This window comes from Pseudolysinimonas sp. (assembly GCF_049651805.1).
Classification (GTDB): Bacteria; Actinomycetota; Actinomycetes; order Actinomycetales; family Microbacteriaceae; genus Pseudolysinimonas_A.
The window spans coordinates 1-17,387 of record NZ_JBASCU010000021.1; the positions used below are offsets into that span (position 1 = coordinate 1).

Sequence of the window (17,387 nt, forward strand, 5' to 3'; positions counted from 1 at the left end):
CATCGCCCAGCCACACCGGCGGGGCATCCAGCAGCCGCCCGACGGTGACCAGATCCCGGGAATCGCGCGCGGACTTGCCGGTCAGGGTCGAGACGAGCCCTTCCGGGCCGCGCGCCCCGGTGCTGGCCGCGAGCCCGTCATAGCCGGCATCCCGGGAGGAGCGCCGGTCGATCTCCCCGGCGAACGCGGCGACCACCGACTCTGCGTGACGGGCGTGCGCGGCCCAGTGCCGCATCCCCTCCATCCATTCCTGATGGGAGGCACGGGCCAGCCCGGAGAGGTCGCAGACCTCGATCACAGGCACGGCAGGCAGGCTCACGCCGATCTCCCAGGTTCGTAGTTCGTCATTCAGAACGAGATGCTCGGCACGAGCAAGACCATACTATCGAACGTATGTACTACCCGCAACTACTTGTGCACAGGGTCTCGACACGCCGCCTCCGGCGGCTACTCGACCACCGAGAGCCACGCCGCCTCCGGCGGCTACTCGACCACCGAAGAGCCACGCCGCACCACCGAAGAGCCACGCCGCACCACCGAAGAGCCACGCCGCACCACCGAAGAGCCACGCCACCTCCGGCGGCTACTCGACCACCGACGCGGGACTACCTGGTCGTCAGATCCTCGTACTCGGGGTGCTCCGCAATGAACCGCCGCACGAACGGGCAGGTCGCCCCGATCCGCACCGACGTCGAGTCGCGCAACTGGTCGAGCGCGCCCCGCACGAGCGTCGACCCGAGGCCGCGTTCCTGCAGCTCCTGATCCAGCTCGGTATGCGTGAAGACAATGCCGCCGTCCTCGCGGGTCACGTACTCGGTGAATCCGATCTCGTCGGCGCCGCGCGTCAGGACGAATCGCGAGCCTGGTGCGTCGTGAACAACCGTGTCAGTCATGCTTCGACGCTACCCAGACACCCTGGCCACGTGCCGGGTGATGGGTGTCAGACGGCGGGGAGAATCTCGGCGAGCAGCGCTTCGACGCGGCCGCGGATGTCGTCGCGCACGCGCCGCACGGTTTCGAGGTCTTTGCCCGCCGGGTCTTCGAGTTCCCAGTCCTCGTAGCGCTTGCCGGGAAAGATCGGGCACACGTCGCCGCACCCCATCGTGATGACGACATCCGATTCGCGCACCTGCTCGGTCGTCATGAGCGTCGGAACCGCCTGCGAGATGTCGATGCCCTCCTCGGCCATCGCCTCGACCGCCACGGGGTTGATCTGGTCGCCGGGTTCCGAGCCGCCCGACAGTACCTCGACGGCTCCGCCCGACAGCGCGCGGGTGTAGCCGGCGGCCATCTGGGAGCGACCGGCGTTGTGCACGCAGACGAACAGCACGGTGGGGGTTTCGGATGCCATTGCTCAATTCTGTACGCATCCGGCGGCCCGTCGCTGACCGGCTCGGAGATGAACGGCGATGGAAACACTCCCGACAGGTCGTGTTCACCCCCGGTTCACTTTCGCCGCCTTGCATCGATCGCGTGGCATTTAGCCACCTCCTACAGCGGCGGGGCACCCCCGCCCCACGAAAGGATCACCCAGAGTGAACAGCACTGCACGCAAGATCACGGGCCTCTCCGCGTCCGTTGTGGCTGCGGCCCTTCTTCTCACCGGCTGCGGCGGACAGGCAGCCGGCGGCGAGGGCGATGGCCTGAGCGGTCCCGTGACCGCCGACGGTTCGTCGACCGTCGCCCCCCTGGCCGAGGCGGCTGCCGACCTGTACCGCGACGTCGAAGCCGGCGTCAACGTGACCGTCGCGACCTCCGGCACCGGTGGTGGCTTCAAGGCGTTCTGCGCCGGCGAGACTGACATCTCCGACGCGTCGCGTCCGATCAAGGACGAAGAGGCGGCCGAGTGCGCGGCGAACGGCATCGAGTTCACCGAGATCGTTATCGCCAACGACGGCCTCGCGGTCGTCGTCAACCCCGAGAACGACTGGGCCGAAGACCTCACGGTCGAGCAGCTCAACAAGATCTGGGCCCCCGAGTCCGAAGGCGTCGTCATGAGCTGGGCCGACGTCGACCCGTCGTTCCCCGATGTTCCGCTCGCGCTCTTCGGCGCCGGCACCGACTCGGGCACGTTCGACTACTTCACCGACGAGATCAACGGCGAAGAGGGTGCGATCCGTGCCGACTACAGCCCGAGCGAGGATGACAACATCACCGTGCAGGGCGTCGCCGGCGCCGAGGGTGGCATCGGCTTCTTCGGCCTGAGCTACGTCGAAGAGAACGCCGACGCGATCAAGGCCGTCACGGTCGAGGGTGTCTACCCGACGGTCGAGACGGTGCAGGACGGCACGTACACGCCGCTCGGCCGCCCGCTGTTCATCTACGTGGCCAACGCGTCGTACACCGACAAGCCGCAGGTCAAGGCGTTCGTCGACTACTTCGTCGAGAACGCGGTCTCCATCGCCGAGGCGGCACTCTTCGTGCCGCTGACCGAGGAGCAGATCGCCACGGCCGCCGACGAGCTCGCCTCGATCGGCTGAACACCCTCGCTGACGGAAGAACATCGCGGAGCGATTCGCCAGATAACGAAGAGACCATGACCACGACCGTCAGCACCTTGGGCGGCCCGGCACCGCCGGGCCGCCCAAGCCCCCGTCCCGCGTCGGCCTTCGAGGGCCGTCCCCGCTACGGCGAGTTCGCCATTCGGCTGTTCTTGCGCATCGCCGCCGTTTTCACGATCGTCACCACGATCGGCATCCTCATCGCCCTCGCGATCCCGTCGATCGGGTTCTTCGCCGAGGTGCCCGTCTGGGAGTTCCTGTTCGGCGATCGCTGGGCTCCCCGATTCGCAGACGCCTCCTTCGGCGTCCTTCCGCTCGTCACGGCAACCGCCTGGACGACGATCATCGCCCTGCTCGTCGCCGTGCCGTTCGGGCTCGGCGCCGCGATCCTTCTCGCCGAGTACGCGCATCCGAACCTGCGCCGCGTACTCAAGCCCATCCTCGAGGTGCTCGCCGGAGTACCCACCGTCGTCTACGGCTTCTTTGCGCTGCAGTTCGTGCAGAGCACCGTGCTGCGCGAATGGCTGCAGCTCGAGACCGGCGCGTTCAGCGTGCTCGCCGCCGGACTCGTCATGGGCGTCATGATCATCCCGACGGTCGCCTCGATCTCCGAGGACTCGATGTCGGCCGTGCCGAACGCGCTGCGCCAGGGTTCAGCCGCGCTCGGCGCGAACCGGATGCAGACCACGCTGCGCGTGGTCTTCCCGGCGGCGCTCTCGGGCATCGTCGCCGCCATCGTGCTCGGCATCTCGCGGGCGGTCGGCGAGACGATGATCGTCGCCATCGCCGCCGGCAACCAGGCCCGCATCGTGACGGGCCCACTTGAGCAGGGGCAGACGATGACCGGCTTCATTGCGAACGCCGCACTCGGCGACTCGCGGGTCGGGTCGCTCGAATACGACACGCTCTTCGCGGTCGGCCTGCTGCTGTTCGCGATCACCCTGCTGATCAACTTCCTCAGCATCCGCTTCGTTCGCCGCTTCCGGGAGGTCTACTGATGAACACCGTCGGAGGGGCTATCTCGGGAGCGATCCGGGGTGTGCGCCCGATCGCGTCCGGTCGGAACGGCGAGTACCGCCCGACCGCCCTCATCTTCCTCACCTTGCTGTGGCTCGCCCTGGCGATCGCCTTCGGCGTGCTCGTGACGCTGATCGTGACGATCATCATCGAGGGCCAGGGTCAGTTCACGATGCGGCTCTTCACCGAGTTCCCGGCATCCTCGCCCGACCGTGCGGGTGCCCGACCCGCCATTCTCGGCTCAGTGTGGGTCATCGGGGTGACCGCGGTCATGACGATCCCGCTGGGGGTCGCTGCCGCCATCCACCTCGAGGAGTTCGCCGACAAGAAGCACTGGTTCAACAAGCTCGTCGAACTCAACGTGCAGAACCTCGCCGCGGTGCCGTCGATCGTCTACGGCCTGCTGGCGCTCGCGTTCCTCACGATGATGGGGGTGCGCGACAAGAACATCGTCATCGCGGGCGCCCTCGCCCTGTCGCTGTTGATCCTGCCGGTCATCATCATCGCGACCCGCGAGGCGCTGCGCTCGGTGCCGCAGGAGATCCGCCAAGGCTCGCTCGCGCTCGGTGCCACGCCCTGGCAGACGGTATGGCGCCAGACCCTGCCGTCGTCGGTGCCGGGCATCTCGACGGGCGCGATCCTCGCCCTGTCCCGCGCGTTCGGCGAGGCGGCTCCGTTGCTCGTGCTGGGTGCGCTGGTGTTCGTCAGTTTCGACCCGAACGGGTTGCTGAGCGGCTACACGACCTTGCCGATCCAGATCTTCAACTGGACGGGCCGCCCGCAGGAGGGCTTCCATCAGCTCGCCGCTGCGACGAGCGTTCTGCTGCTCGTCGTGCTGATCGCCATGAACGGCGTGGCGATTCTCATCCGCAACAAGTTCCAGAAACGGTGGTAAACCCTTTTGACCGACACGATTCCCGGCACGGCCGGAGACGACCGCCGCACGCCGACGATGCACCTGGCCGCCCGCGCGAGCAGCAGCTACCTGCCCGACGAGCCGCGCGGCATCCTGCAGTGCGAGAACGTGGATGTCTACTACGGCGCGTTCCGCGCGGTCACCGGCGTCGACCTCAAGTTCGGGCTGCACGAGATCACCGCGCTCATCGGCCCGTCGGGCTGCGGCAAGTCAACGCTGTTGCGCTCGCTCAATCGCATGAACGACCTCGTCGACGGCGCCCGCGTCGAGGGTCTGGTGACCTTCGAGGGCGAGGACATCTACGGCAAGCGCGTCGACCCGATCGAGGTGCGTCGCCGCATCGGGATGGTGTTCCAGAAGCCGAACCCGTTCCCGAAGTCGATCTACGACAACATCGCCTACGGCCCGCGGGTCACCGGCATGCGCGTGTCGTCGATGGACGACCTCGTCGAGGAGGCGCTCACCAAGGCCGCCCTCTGGAACGAGGTCAAGGACAAGCTCAAGCAGTCGGCTTTCGGTCTCTCCGGCGGCCAGCAGCAGCGGCTCTGCATCGCCCGCACGATCGCGACCAAGCCCGACATCATCCTGATGGACGAGCCGTGCTCGGCGCTCGACCCGATCGCGACGACCAAGATCGAAGACCTCATGCACCAGTTGCGCGAGGAGTACACGATCGTCATCGTCACCCACAACATGCAGCAGGCGGCGCGGGTCGCCGACCGCACCGCGTTCTTCACGGCGCTCGCCGACGAGACGACCGGAGATCGCACGGGCGTGCTCGTGGAATACGGCAAGACGCTGCAGATCTTCGAGAACCCCGCCGACAAGCGGACGGAGGACTACATCAGCGGTCGATTCGGATGACGACCCCGGATGTCGCCCCGCCGGCCTGGCCCGCCCGGGTCATCGCGGTGGCGACACCCCTCGCGGGCGTGACCCGTGGGCGCACCGCCGAGTTCCGTCAGCGCGGGCTGCTCATCGAGAGCACCCCGAGTGCGGCCGCAGCGCTCATCTCGATGGGCCAGAACCCGCACGCGGTGGCGCTCGTGCCGACCGACCTGCGCGACATGCCGCTGCTGGACTTCCTCGACGTGTTGCGCGCGTTCAGCGCTGCCCCCGTCATCGTCGGGCTCGCGCCCGAGTACGACAACGAGACGGTGGTCGCGGCGCTCGACCGTGGCGTGGCCCGTGCGGTGAAGCTGCCGGTGACGGCGGATGCCCTCGCCCATGCGATCGAGGAGTCCCGCGTGCACTCCGCCCCTCCGGTCGAACCCGAGCGGTACCGCATCGGCGAACTCGAGCTCGACCCGGCGTCGTACCGGGTGCACTGGCACGGCGAGGAGGTGCACCTCGCCCCGCGGCTCTTCGAGATGTTGCGCTACTTCGCCGCCGCGCACCCGCGAGTCGTCTCGCTCGAAGAGCTGGTGAGCGAGTTCGGCGCAACCAGCAACCCGCGCGACCGCGGCGAACGGGTGCGGGTGATGATCGGGCGCATCCGGGCTCAGTTGTCCCACGCGCGACCCGACCTTCCGGCTCCGCTCGAGACGGTGCACCGGGTCGGCTACCGCCTCACGGGGTAGCCGCGGTCAGCCCCGGTGGCGGAAGCGTCGCCCGGTGATCTGCCGGGGCTGGATGCGCACGTAGGTGAGCTTGTCGCCCGGGTGGGCGGTGTCGGTGGCCTGGATGCCGGAGGCGATGATCTCGGCGTCGTCGTCGAGGCGCTGCGCATCGCCCTTCACGACGACGCTCCACGTCCAGTCGTCGTCGTGCCCATCGGCCTCGAACGCGACGTCGGGCGCCTGGGTGAGACGGATCAGCTTCACTCCCGGCCCGCTGCGGAAATACACCCGGCTGTCGTGCACCACGTAGTTCACCGGGAAGATGTCGACTCCACCGGCCTCCTGGATGCCCAGTCGCCCCATCCCACCGGCGCCGAGCAGCTCGAAGCAGGCGGCTGGATCGAGCTCCTCGACATCCGCTCCCGCCGGGTCGAGGTCGAGCCGGTTGTCGACGAAATGCACCCCCGGCACCTGCTCGATCGCCTGGCGAACAGCGTCACGCTCACGCTCGGAGCCCAAGCGTCCGTGCAGGGTGACGACGCGCTGCCGCACCTCCACCCGAAGGTCGCTCACGCGGACCGTCGAGTCGGCGATCGCGCCGGCGACGGCGGGCGAGAGCTCGTCGTCGGTCGCGTGGGCGGCATCCAGATCGAGGTCGCCGACCGCCACCTGATTGTCGACGTCGCCCACCCCCGAGATGGCGCTCGCGATCGTTGCGGCGGCGAGGCGCTGGGAGTGGGTCGAGACGCGCCCCGTGAGCTGCACCCGGCCGGAGTGGGCCGACACCCGCACCCCCGACGTGTCGAGATCCGGCGATTCGACGAGGGCGCGCGTGACCGCGTGCACGAGGTCGAGGTCGGCCCGGGAGGCCTCGGGGGAATCTGTCGTCATACCGTCCAGTATTACCGGCAGCAGCTCGCGGCGGTGGTGTCGGTCGAGGCGGTGCCGGTTGAGCAGACGCCCGTCTCGGGCAGCACGAGCGCCACCTCGCTCGCGGCTTTCAGGTCGCCCGCCAGCCACGCGGTGATCGACCGCACCTGCTCATATCCGGTGGCGAGCAGGAAGGTCGGCGCGCGACCGTAGCTCTTCATGCCGACGAGATAGAACCCGTCTTCGGGATGCTTCAGCTCGGCGAACCCGTGCGGCTCGACGGTTCCGCAGGAGTGCACGTTGGGGTCGATGAGCGGGGCGAGGCGCTTCGGGGCTTCGACGATCTCGTCGAGGTCGAGCCGGATCTCACGCAACATCGCGAGGTCGGGGCGGAACCCGGTCGCGTTGACGATGACGTCGGTGTCGTGGGTGAGAAGGTCCCCGCGCCGGGTTCCGGTGACGGTGACGCCGTCGCCGGTGGGCGCGAGCCGCAGGATCTCGAAGCCGTCGAGCATCCTGATGGTGCCATCGGCGACGAGGCGATCCACCCGGCTGCCGAGTGCCGCGCGACCGGCGAGTTCGTCATCGGCCGAGGCTGACACCCGCACGGCGCTGGTGTTGCGGATGAGCCAGGTGACGCGCGTGCCGGGTTCCTGCCGGGCGAGTTCGGCGAGACCGAGCAGCGTGTTGGCGGCGGAGTGGCCGGCGCCGACGACGGTGGTGTGCCGGCCGGCGAAGCGCTGCCGGTCGCGTCCGAGTACGTCGGGCAGCGCATCCGTGACCCGGTCGGCGACCGCCTCGAGTCCGAGCGGGTCGAGGCCGTTCGACCCGAGGCTGTTCGGCGAACGGTAGGTGCCCGACGCGTCGATCACGGCGCGGGCGGCGACATCTTCAACTCCTGAAGCGGTCCGGATGCGCAGCGCGAACGGCGTCGCGGCACGCCCGGCGGTGCGGGTGCGGTCCATTCCCTCGCGGGTGACGGCGACGACGGTCGCACCGATGACGATGCGACTCGCGATGGCGTCGAGCTGCGAGAGCGGAATGAGATACCGCTCGACCAACTCGGTGCCGCTGGGCGCGCGGTCGGGGTCGGGATGCGTCCAGCCCGCCGCTTCGAGCAGCCGGCGCGATGCGGGGTCGACGAGGTGCCGCCAGGGCGAGAACAGCCTGGTGTGCCCCCACCGACGGATGCTGTCGGCCACCGAGTCACCGGCCTCGTTGATGCGGAAGTCGATTCCGCGCTCGACGAGGTTCGCGGCGGCGGCGAGCCCGATGGGCCCGGCGCCGATGATGGCGACGGGGAGGCCGGCGAGCCGGTCGGTGCGGGTGGCGGGCGGGGCGAGGTCGATGAGCGTCACGGGGTTCCTTCGAATATCGATGGATGTCGATGAAGAGTGTGCGCGGTATATCGATGCTTGTCAATATCGACTAGCATCGATGTCGTGAAGCTGCTCGCCACGATCCCCGCCACGGATGCCGCCGTGTGCTGCGCCCCCTTGGTGCGCGAGCCCCTCGACGCCGCGCGGGCCGACGACCTCGCCCGCACCCTGAAGGCCCTCGCCGACCCCGCGCGACTGCGCCTGCTCTCGATCGTCGCCGCATCCGCCGACCAGGAGGCCTGCGTGTGCGACCTCACCGAGCCGATCGGCCTCGCCCAGCCCACGGTGTCGCATCACCTGCGCGTGCTCACCGAAGCGGGCTTCCTCACCCGCTCGAAGCGCGGCACCTGGGCCTACTTCAAGCTCGTGCCGGGATCCCTCGACCGCATCTCGCAGCTGCTCGTCGCCCCGTGAGCGCGGTCGCTCTGCGGCGGGTCGCCGCCGAGTTCGTCGGCAGCGCCGGGCTCAGCGTCGTGGTCATCGGATCCGGTATCGCCGCTGCGCAACTCTCCACCGACACCGGTCTGCAACTCCTCGAGAACGCCCTCGTCACGGCCCTGGGGCTGGCCGTGCTCATCCTGGTGTTCCAGCCGGTGTCGGGGGCGCACTTCAATCCCGTCGTCTCGGTGGTCGATGCCGTGTTCTGCGGCCGAGGCTGGGCGGATGCCGCGCGCTACGTGCCGGCGCAGATCGCGGGATGCATCGTCGGGGCCGTGCTTGCCAACCTCATGTTCGGTCTCACCGCCGTCTCGTGGAGCACCACGGAGCGGGCGACCTGGCCGCACCTCCTCGCCGAGGTCGTCGCGACCGCGGGGCTCGTCGTGGTGATCTTCGCCCTCGTGCGTACTGAGCGAGCGGCACTGGTCGGCCCTGCGGTCGGTGCCTACATCGGCGCGGCGTACTTCTTCACCTCGTCGACGAGTTTCGCGAACCCGGCGATCACCGTCGGGCGCATGTTCAGCGACACCTTCGCCGGCATCGCGCCGCCATCCGTTCCCGCCTTCCTCGGCGCGCAACTCCTCGGCGGGCTCGCCGGCTGGCTGGCGGTGCGGCTGCTCTTCCCCCCGAGGCGCGTGACCGCGTAACCGACCGCCCGGCGGCCGACGACCACCTCGTCGACTAGCGCCTATTGCGAGCGGCGGTTGATGAGGCGCGTCGGCATCATCGTGACGCGCGGCACGTCTTCGCCTTCGATCAAGCGGATGAGCAGTTCCGCCATGGTGCGACCCACGCCGCCCTCGTCCTGGTCGACCGTCGTGAGCGACGGAGTCGCGCGCGCCGCGAAGTAGTCGTTGTCGAAGGTCACGACCCCGAGGTCACGCGGCACGACGAGCCCGCGACGGCGCAGAACCGACATCGCTCCGTCGGCCATCTGAGCGGATGCCGCGAAGAGTCCGTCGATCGGCACGCCACGGTCCAACAGGCGCTCCATCGCAGCAGTTCCGGATTCCGGCGTGAAGTCGCCGTACTCGACGAGGTCGTCGGGCAGCCCGGCGTCGGAGAGCGCGGCGCGCCAGCCCTCGAGTCGGTCGACCCCGGCGGTCATGTCGGTCGGGCCGGCGATCGTCGCGATGTGGCGACGCCCGGAGGCGACCAGCAGCGACACGACATCGCGCGCCGCAGTGGTGTTGTCGACGTCCACGTAAACCGGCTCGGGACCGTCGTCGTGTCGCTCCGGACGGCCACCGAAGACGACGGGGAGGGTGCGCGACAGAGCGACGTAGGAGCGGTCGTCGGAGTGGTGGGAGAGGATGAGCGCACCGTCGACGTTGCCCGACTGCAGGTAGCGGCGGCTCTTCTCGGGGTCGGTCTCCGACGCGATGAGCAACGTGAGCGTGTAGTCGGTCTCGGCGAGCCGTAGCGCCGCGCCCTGGATCACTGTGGCGAAGTAGGGGTCGGCGAAGAAGCGGGCGGTGTTCTCGGGGATGACCAGGGCGATCGCCTGCGTGCGCCGACTCGCGAGGGAGCGCGCCGCCCGGTTGGGCACGTAGCCGAGTTCTTCGATCGCCTTGTTCACGGCGGCGAGTGCCTCGGCGGTCACCTTCGGCGAGTCGTTGATGACGCGGGACACCGTCGACCGCGACACCCCCGCGAGGGCGGCGACCGTCTCCAGCGTCGGGGTCCCGGCGGGAGTAGACCGCGACTCAGGTGCTTCGGTGGTCACGGAGTGATCCTAGGCCCGTGTCCGTCGGCGAAGGCAACGCCCGGCTCTCGATGATCGACCGGTACGCGATGGCGCTGTCCTTGAGCGTGCGGGCTTGCGTGGCGTAGTCGACGCGCACGATGCCGAACCGCTTGTCGTAACCCCACGCCCACTCGAAGTTGTCCATGAGCGACCAATAGAAGTATCCGCGCACGGGCACCCCGCGGTCGATCGCATCGAGGGTCGCCCCCAGGTGTGCCACGAGGAAGGCCACGCGCTCGGCGTCGTGCACGCGACCGTCGTCGGTGACGACATCGTCATAGGCGGCGCCGTTCTCGGTGACCGCGAGGTCGACCCCGGCCGGTCCGGCGTACTCATCGTGGATCCGCTGCAGCAATCGCGTGAGGCCTTCGGGCTGCACCTCCCACTGCATCGCCGTGAGCGGTAGGTCGCGTACGTGCCAGTGCACGCCGCCGGCCGCGGGGAACGGCGAGCGCTTGGGACGCTCGGAGGGCGCGGCGGTCGGCATCGTCTGTCCTGCGGCCGGGGTCGCCCCGACGAGTTCGCCGTGGTAGTAGTTCACACCCAGCAGGTCGATCGGCGCCGAGATGGTCGCCAGATCGCCGGGCAGAACCACTGAATCGAAACCGAACTCCGCGACATCCGCGAGAACATCAGCCGGGTAGGCGCCGCGGAAGATCGGGTCGAGGAAGAACCGGTTGAACTGCCCGTCAATGCGCCGGGCGGCATCGAGGTCGCCCGAATCGGTCGGGTCGACCGGGTCGGCGACGGTGAGGTTCAGGGTGATCCCCAGAGTCAGCTCGGGATCGCGGCGACGCAGCTCCTGCACGACGAGGCCGTGGCCGAGCAGGAGGTGGTGGCCCGCGGCGAGACCGGCGGCGGGTTCCTGGCGGCCCGGAGCGTGCTCACCCCCGATGTAGCTGAGGAACGACGCACACCACGGCTCGTTGAGTGTCGTCCACGAGCGCACGCGGTCGCCGAGGGCGTCATGCACCGCCATCGCGTAGTCGAGGAAGCGGTAGGCGGTGTCGCGGGCGGGCCAGCCGCCCTTCTCCTCGAGGGCTTGGGGCAGATCCCAGTGGTAGAGCGTGAGCCAGGGGTGGATGCCCGCGCCGAGGAGCTCGTCGACCAGGCGCGAGTAGAAGTCCAGCCCGGCGGCGTTCGCGGGCCCGCCGTCGGGGCAGACGCGCGCCCATGAGGTGGAGAAGCGGTAGGTCTGCAGACCGAGGTCGGCCATCAGCGCGACGTCGTCTCGGTATCGGTGGTAGTGGTCGCACGCGACATCCCCGTTGTCCATGCCGACGACCGCACCGGGGATGCGGCTGAAGGCATCCCAGATCGAGTCGCGTCGGCCGTCTTCGTGGGCGGCTCCCTCGATCTGGTAGGCGGCCGTGGCCGCGCCGAAGAGGAAGTCCGCCGGGAAGGCCCGGGCTGCGGGCGCGGAAACGGAGTCAGTCTTCACCTGTGACACGGTGCTCATGCCCCTAGCCCTTGACCGCGCCGGCCATGATGCCGCTCACCAGCTGCCTGCCCGCGAAGATGAAGAGCAGGAGCAGCGGGATGGTGGCGAGCACGACTCCGGCGAGCACGATCGAGTAGTCGACGAAGTAGTTGGACTGCAACAGCGAGAGTGCGACCGGAAGCGTCGGGTTCTGGCGGTCGAGAACGATGAACGGCCAGAAGAAGTTGTTCCAGGCACCCACGAAGGTGAACAGGAAGAGCATTGCCGCCGCGGGTCGCGCCGCGGGCACGCCCACCGTCCAGAAGGTGCGGATCATGGTCGCGCCGTCGATGCGGGCCGCCTCGATCAGCTCGTCGGGCACCGCCTGACGCAGGTACTGCGTCATCCAGAACACCCCGAAGGCGCTCGTCAGCGCCGGCACGATGATGGCGCCGATCTGGCCCGTCCACCCGAGGTCGGAGAACAGGATGTACAGCGGGACGACGCCGAGCTGCTGGGGGACCGCCATCGTGGCGACGACGAAGGCGAGCAGTCCCACACTGCCGCGGAACCGCAGCTTGGAGAAGGCCCAACCGGCGAGGGTCGAGGTGATCACGACGGCGGCCGCGATCAGGAACGACGAGTAGATCGAGTTCCACAGCGCGGGCCAGAAGTTGACCGCGGGGTTGCTGACGACGGCGAGGGCGTTGTCGATGAAGTTGCCGCCCGGCCACCACGGCCGCTCGCGCAGTGACGACGCGTCGCCCGAGCCGATGATGAACGACCACCAGAGCGGGAACGCCGCGCTGACGAAGACGACGGTCAGGCCGACATAGGTCCAGACGCCGGGTCGGTAACCGCGGATCTTGGTGGTGCGCTGGCGACGACGCGTCGACACGCGGGTCTTCTCGACGACAGGGGTACTCATCGGACGACCTTCTTTCGGTTGCGACGACTCGGCTCGAGGCCTCGGACGCCTTCGCCACGCACGAGCGTGCGGGTGATGAGCAGATTGACGAGGCCGATCAACAGGATGATGACGAACAGGATCCAGGCCATCGCGGCGGCGCGGCCGAAGTTCCATTGGCCCCAGCCGATGTCATAGAGGTACAGGGTGATCGTGAGCCATTGCTGGCCCGCGCCCCCTCGACCGAACTGGTCGAAGACGCGAGGCTCGTCGAAGATCTGCAGACCACCGATCGTCGCGGTGATGATCACGAAGATGAGCGTGGGCCGCAGCGACGGCAGTGTGATGCTGATGAACTGGCGGAACAGACCGGCGCCGTCGACGGTGGCGGCCTCGTAGTAGTCGCGGTTCACCGCCTGCATCGCGGCGAGCAGGATGAGGGTGTTGTAGCCGGTCCACCGGTAGTTGACCATGGTCGCGATCGCGACGTGGCTCCAGAACGGTTCCTTGTGCCATTGGATGGCCGGCAACCCGAGATCGGTGAGGAAGCCGTTGACGAGCCCGAAGTTGTCGGCGAAGACGACATTGAAGATGAGCCCGACCGCCACGGGAGCGACGACGAAGGGGATCAGCACGCTCATGCGCCAGAAGGTCTTGGCGCGGATGTTGCGGTCGAGCATCGACGCGATGAACAGGGCCAGGAGCAGCTGCGGCACCGTCGAGATCAGGAAGATGCTGAAGGTGTTGCGCAGGGCGGTCCAGAAGTGCGGCTGCTGCAGGATCCAGATGTACTGATCGAAGCCGACGAACTGCCCGCTGCCGCGCACGAGATCCCAGTCCTGGGTGGAGATCACCGCGGTGAAGATGATGGGGAAGAGGCCGACGACCAGGAACATCAGGAAGAACGGCGAGATGTAGAGATAGGGGGAGAGCTTGAGGTCCCACCGGCTCAACCGGTGCGAGAACGAGAGGACCCGAACCGGCGGGCGGCTCTTCGTCGTGACGGTGCTCATGGCGTGGCTTTCAGGTGCGTCGGACCGGGTGGAGGTGAACGGGAGAGGGGTGCGGACCGAGCCAGCGGCCCGCACCCCTCTGGTCTTGAACGAGACCGTGGTGAGTTAGAAGGCCGAAACCTCGGTCACCCAGGTGTTCCAGCTGGTGTCGGCGTCTTCGAGACCGTCGAACACGCGGGTCACGGCGTTCTGCAGAGCGTCGTGGTACTGGAAGTACTTCGGTCCCTTGAACGTCGCGACCGTGATGGCCTCGGCGCGGGAGGTGAGGATCTCACCGGTGGGGGCGTTGTTGAAGTACTCGTTCGTCGCCGCAGCGAGTTCGTCGCTGGCAAGCGCGTCGACCTGGCTCGGGAAGGTGCCCGCGTTGGCGAACGCCTTCATCTGGGTCTCGGGCGAGGTCAGCCAGGCAGCGAGCTTGCTCGCGGCCTCAACGTTGGCGCCGTTGGCCGGAACGGTCAGGTACGAACCGCCCCAGTTTCCGCCGCCGCCGGGGAAGGCGTCAGCGATGTCCCAGCCCGTGGTCTCGGGCGCGTTGCCCGAGATGACACCGAGCATCCAGCCCGGGCAGAGCATCGTGGCGAACTCGCCACCGGCGAGGGAGGCGAACCAGTCCTCGCTCCACTGACCGGAGTACGCCGCGATCGGAACCGCCTTCGAGGTCACGGCCTCGTAGGCCGCCTGGATGTCAGCGTTGTCGGTCGCGACGATCGAGCCGTCGGGCTCCTCGTACGCGGTTTCGAGCTGGTTCACCATGCCCTGGAGCACGGAGTTGGCCGAGTCGATGAACGGCTTGCCCGTGGCGGCCGTGTAGTCGGCACCGATCTGGAAGAAGTTGTCCCAGTCGCCATCGAACAGCGCGGCGACCTCGTCGCGGTCGGTCGGCAGACCGGCCGCGCCGAACAGGTCGGAGCGGTAGCAGATGCCCTGCGGGCCGATGTCGGTGCCGTACGCGATGAGGTTGCCCTCGGAGTCGGTCGCGGAGGCTTCTTTCCAGTCGAGCCAGCGGCCCTGAAGGTCGGCCGGAACCGGCGCGAGGAGGTCGGCATACTGCATGGCCTCCGTGAACCAGTCGATTTCGACGGCCTCGACGTCGGCGAGGCCCGAGTTGCCGAGCTTCTGGAAGTAGTTGGCCCGGGCGTCGTTCGACGTCGCGGCCTTGTTGTGCACGACCTCGATGCCGGTCTCGGCGGTGAACTCGGCGAGCAGCTCGTCGGTGTAGCCGAAGTCGTTGAACGTCGCGAGGGTGAGGCTCTCCGGATCTTCGGAGCCGGCTCCACCTCCTCCCGCGCATCCGGTCGCCACGAGGGCGAGGGTGGCGGCACCGGCGATTGCCGCGGCCATTGTGCGTCGTGAAGTTCTCACGGTCACTCCTTTGTGTGTGTGCAGATGGATTGGTGGATCCAACCCCGTCAGTGGAGGGGAGCGCTCTCACCCAACGTCGTGGGAGCCCTCTCACGGGATTCGTGCACAGACTAGGGACGTCGCTCGACGACTGTCAAGCACGAGATGGGAGCGCTCCACCGCTAGTAAACGCTTGCGCGGCCGCAGATCCCCGGAAACAGGCGGGTGCGACGGTCTGGCGGCCTCAAGAAACTTCTGGCGGGAGTCCGTGGCACGAGCGCCCGTGGCCCCTGATCAGCGCGCCGGGATGGGTTTGGTCGTCGCCCCCGAATTGGGGGCAGGCGGGGAGGCGTCGGCGGCGAGCTGCGCCGCGATCGCCGCGTCGGCATCCGCGACCTCTTCGATCGCCGACTTGGTGCGCAGCGGCGGCGCCTTCAGGAAGAAGCTCAGAACGAAGGCGACGAGCACCACCACGAGGCAGACGACGTAGACGGTGACCGCCGCAGTCGCGAAGCCTTCGAGGAACGGCGCACTCAGCCGCGGATCGGCGCCCGTGAGGAACGAGGTGTCGCCGTCGAGGCTCGCGCCGACCGGGCTGTTGCCGGCTCCGCCGAGGGCGTCCTGAACCTGCGGAACGAGGGTGTCGAGCACTCCTGAACGCACCTGCTCGTCGGCGAGGTCGGCGCCCGCGGGCAGCTGTTGCACAACGGGGTCGAGGATTCCGTCATAGACCTGATCCATGATCCGGGCGTTCTGGGGCGCGTTCGCGACGGCGGGGTCGAGCGCGGCGTCGAGGGCGGCCCGAAGAAGGTCGGTGCGTCCGAACGCCGCCAGGATCGTGTCGGGCAGGCGCGAGAAGAGTGCCGAGAAGAGGATGGCGACCCCGAGGGTTCCGCCGATCTGCCGGAAGAATGTCGCAGAGCTCGTGGCGACGCCGATCTCGCGGGGACCCACCGAGTTCTGGCTCGCGATGGTGAGAGTCTGCATCGACTGACCGAGCCCGAGGCCGATCAGCAGCATCCCGATCATCATGAACCACACCGGCCGGTCGGCATGCGCGAAGGTGAACCACAGGAACCCCGCCGCCATCAGCCCCGCCCCGATCGTGGGGAAGATCCGGTAGCGACCCGTGCGCGAGATGATCTGCCCGCTGACGACCGACGAGATCATCAGCCCGAGGATCATCGGCAACAGCAGGAAGCCGCTCTCGGTGGGAGTCGCGCCGTTGACCAGCTGGAGGTAGAGGGGCAGTGTCATCATCGCGCCGAACATGCCGAAGCCCACCAGCACACCGAGCACCGTGACCATCGAGAACGTGGGATGCCGGAAGAGTTTCAGCGGAATGAGCGCCGCATCGCCCATCAGTTTTTCGACGACGACGAAGGCGACGAGTCCCAGCCCGCCGAGCGCGTAGCAGCCGATGGAGAGCGCGGAACCCCACCCCCAATCACGACCGTTCTCGGCGACGAGGAGCAGGGGCACGAGCGCGACCACGATGGCCGTCGCGCCCCACCAGTCGATCTTCACCAGGTGCCGGGTGTGCGGAACGTGCAGGAAGCGCAAGACGAGCACCAGCGCGAGCGCGCCCACGGGGATGTTGACCAGGAACACCCAGCGCCAGCCGGCGACGAACAAGATCTCGGGGGTGCCGGCGAACAACCCGCCGATCAGCGGCCCGAGCACGCTCGACGTCGCGAAGACGGCGAGGAAGTAGCCCTGGTACTTGGCGCGCTCGCGAGGCGCGAGGATGTCGCCGAGGATCGCGAACGGCAGCGCCATGAGGCCGCCCGCGCCGATGCCCTGAAGGGCACGGAAGGCCGCGAGCTCGTACATCGACTGCGCGGTGCCCGCGAGCAGCGAGCCCAGCAGGAAGACGGCGATCGCGACGAGGAAGAGCGGGCGGCGCCCGAAGATGTCGCTGAGTTTGCCGTAGATCGGCGTCATCACGGTCGAGGTGATGAGGTAGGCGGTCGTGACGGAGGCCTGCAGGGAGAGCCCGTCGAGGTCGTCGGCGATCGTGCGGATCGACGTGCCGACGATGGTCTGGTCGAGCGACGAGAGGAACATGCCGGCCATCAGCCCGAAGATGATGAACAGGATCTGCCGGTGGGTGAGCAGCGGTGCGGAGGGCGCGGCGGTCTGAGCGGACATCGGTCCTTCGAGCAGTCGAGAGAAAATTGCGGCGACTGCAAAGTTACACATTCGGCAGACATCCGGCAAACCCGTGGGTCGAGTAGCCGTCGCAGGCGGCGTATCGAGCCCGCGAGGACCGTAAACTG

At 68.3% G+C, this 17,387-nt stretch carries 18 protein-coding genes; 7 read left to right on the forward strand and 11 right to left on the reverse strand.

The genetic code is table 11. The annotated features are described in order from the left end of the window. The 3 genes from WBL06_RS04680 to WBL06_RS04690 form a co-directional block, all read right to left on the reverse strand. On the reverse strand, nucleotides 1-304 hold a 304-nt coding region (locus tag WBL06_RS04680; RefSeq protein ID WP_424454812.1), incomplete at its 3' end, for a hypothetical protein. A 301-nt stretch (nucleotides 305-605) separates the two neighbouring features. Then, complete coding sequence (locus WBL06_RS04685) at nucleotides 606-893, reverse strand: GNAT family N-acetyltransferase (RefSeq protein WP_424454813.1); 288 nt, start codon at nucleotides 891-893, stop codon at nucleotides 606-608. 47 nt (nucleotides 894-940) lie between these two features. Next, nucleotides 941-1,351 carry an arsenate reductase ArsC gene (locus tag WBL06_RS04690; protein ID WP_424454814.1) on the reverse strand — a complete coding sequence of 137 codons (411 nt, stop codon included), beginning with the start codon at nucleotides 1,349-1,351 and terminating at the stop codon, nucleotides 941-943. A 184-nt stretch (nucleotides 1,352-1,535) separates the two neighbouring features. Between WBL06_RS04690 and WBL06_RS04695 the strand changes: the two genes are divergently transcribed. Genes WBL06_RS04695 through WBL06_RS04715 form a run of 5 tightly spaced genes read left to right on the forward strand, consistent with a single transcriptional unit; the run spans nucleotide 1,536 to nucleotide 6,014 of the window. Beyond that, on the forward strand, nucleotides 1,536-2,480 hold the full coding sequence (locus WBL06_RS04695) for a PstS family phosphate ABC transporter substrate-binding protein (protein WP_424454815.1): 945 nt from the start codon (nucleotides 1,536-1,538) through the stop codon (nucleotides 2,478-2,480). A gap of 56 nt (nucleotides 2,481-2,536) precedes the next feature. Continuing rightward, nucleotides 2,537-3,499: a phosphate ABC transporter permease subunit PstC gene (gene pstC, locus WBL06_RS04700; protein WP_424454816.1), complete on the forward strand. Its 963-nt coding sequence runs from the start codon at nucleotides 2,537-2,539 to the stop codon at nucleotides 3,497-3,499. Continuing rightward, nucleotides 3,499-4,413, forward strand: coding sequence for a phosphate ABC transporter permease PstA (pstA, locus tag WBL06_RS04705; protein WP_424454817.1), 915 nt, complete (start codon nucleotides 3,499-3,501; stop codon nucleotides 4,411-4,413). Before pstC ends, pstA begins: the two co-directional genes overlap by 1 nt. A gap of 57 nt (nucleotides 4,414-4,470) precedes the next feature. Beyond that, nucleotides 4,471-5,298: a phosphate ABC transporter ATP-binding protein PstB gene (pstB, locus tag WBL06_RS04710; protein WP_424454950.1), complete on the forward strand. Its 828-nt coding sequence runs from the start codon at nucleotides 4,471-4,473 to the stop codon at nucleotides 5,296-5,298. After that, on the forward strand, nucleotides 5,295-6,014 hold the full coding sequence (locus tag WBL06_RS04715) for a winged helix-turn-helix transcriptional regulator (protein WP_424454818.1): 720 nt from the start codon (nucleotides 5,295-5,297) through the stop codon (nucleotides 6,012-6,014). The genes pstB and WBL06_RS04715 overlap by 4 nt, the downstream gene beginning before the upstream one ends. 6 nt (nucleotides 6,015-6,020) lie before the next feature. Here the strand turns inward: WBL06_RS04715 and WBL06_RS04720 are convergent, their stop codons facing one another. Beyond that, complete coding sequence (locus WBL06_RS04720; RefSeq protein WP_424454819.1) at nucleotides 6,021-6,884, reverse strand: pyridoxamine 5'-phosphate oxidase family protein; 864 nt, start codon at nucleotides 6,882-6,884, stop codon at nucleotides 6,021-6,023. Between the two features lie 11 nt (nucleotides 6,885-6,895). Continuing rightward, nucleotides 6,896-8,221 carry an NAD(P)-binding domain-containing protein gene (locus WBL06_RS04725; RefSeq protein ID WP_424454820.1) on the reverse strand — a complete coding sequence of 442 codons (1,326 nt, stop codon included), beginning with the start codon at nucleotides 8,219-8,221 and terminating at the stop codon, nucleotides 6,896-6,898. A gap of 84 nt (nucleotides 8,222-8,305) precedes the next feature. On the opposite strand from WBL06_RS04725, the gene WBL06_RS04730 reads away from it, so the two are divergent. Further along, nucleotides 8,306-8,656 carry an ArsR/SmtB family transcription factor gene (locus WBL06_RS04730; protein ID WP_424454821.1) on the forward strand — a complete coding sequence of 117 codons (351 nt, stop codon included), beginning with the start codon at nucleotides 8,306-8,308 and terminating at the stop codon, nucleotides 8,654-8,656. Further along, nucleotides 8,653-9,327, forward strand: coding sequence for an aquaporin (locus WBL06_RS04735; RefSeq protein ID WP_424454822.1), 675 nt, complete (start codon nucleotides 8,653-8,655; stop codon nucleotides 9,325-9,327). The genes WBL06_RS04730 and WBL06_RS04735 overlap by 4 nt, the downstream gene beginning before the upstream one ends. A 41-nt stretch (nucleotides 9,328-9,368) precedes the next feature. Here WBL06_RS04735 and WBL06_RS04740 read toward each other — a convergent pair whose 3' ends face one another. From WBL06_RS04740 to WBL06_RS04765, 6 genes are all read right to left on the reverse strand, one after another. Further along, nucleotides 9,369-10,406, reverse strand: a complete 1,038-nt coding sequence (locus tag WBL06_RS04740) for a LacI family DNA-binding transcriptional regulator (RefSeq protein WP_424454823.1) — start codon at nucleotides 10,404-10,406, stop codon at nucleotides 9,369-9,371. After that, the gene (locus WBL06_RS04745; protein WP_424454824.1) at nucleotides 10,387-11,886 is read right to left on the reverse strand and encodes a GH1 family beta-glucosidase; all 1,500 of its coding nucleotides are present in this window, start codon (nucleotides 11,884-11,886) and stop codon (nucleotides 10,387-10,389) included. The genes WBL06_RS04740 and WBL06_RS04745 overlap by 20 nt, the downstream gene beginning before the upstream one ends. Nucleotides 11,887-11,890: 4 nt before the next feature. Then, nucleotides 11,891-12,775 carry a carbohydrate ABC transporter permease gene (locus WBL06_RS04750; protein WP_424454825.1) on the reverse strand — a complete coding sequence of 295 codons (885 nt, stop codon included), beginning with the start codon at nucleotides 12,773-12,775 and terminating at the stop codon, nucleotides 11,891-11,893. Continuing rightward, on the reverse strand, nucleotides 12,772-13,767 hold the full coding sequence (locus WBL06_RS04755; protein WP_424454826.1) for a carbohydrate ABC transporter permease: 996 nt from the start codon (nucleotides 13,765-13,767) through the stop codon (nucleotides 12,772-12,774). Before WBL06_RS04755 ends, WBL06_RS04750 begins: the two co-directional genes overlap by 4 nt. A 105-nt stretch (nucleotides 13,768-13,872) precedes the next feature. After that, a complete protein-coding gene (locus tag WBL06_RS04760; protein ID WP_424454827.1) occupies nucleotides 13,873-15,108 on the reverse strand; it encodes an extracellular solute-binding protein in 1,236 nt (411 codons plus the stop codon). A gap of 294 nt (nucleotides 15,109-15,402) precedes the next feature. After that, nucleotides 15,403-17,259 carry an MDR family MFS transporter gene (locus tag WBL06_RS04765; protein ID WP_424454828.1) on the reverse strand — a complete coding sequence of 619 codons (1,857 nt, stop codon included), beginning with the start codon at nucleotides 17,257-17,259 and terminating at the stop codon, nucleotides 15,403-15,405. Nucleotides 17,260-17,387: the final 128 nt, after the last annotated feature.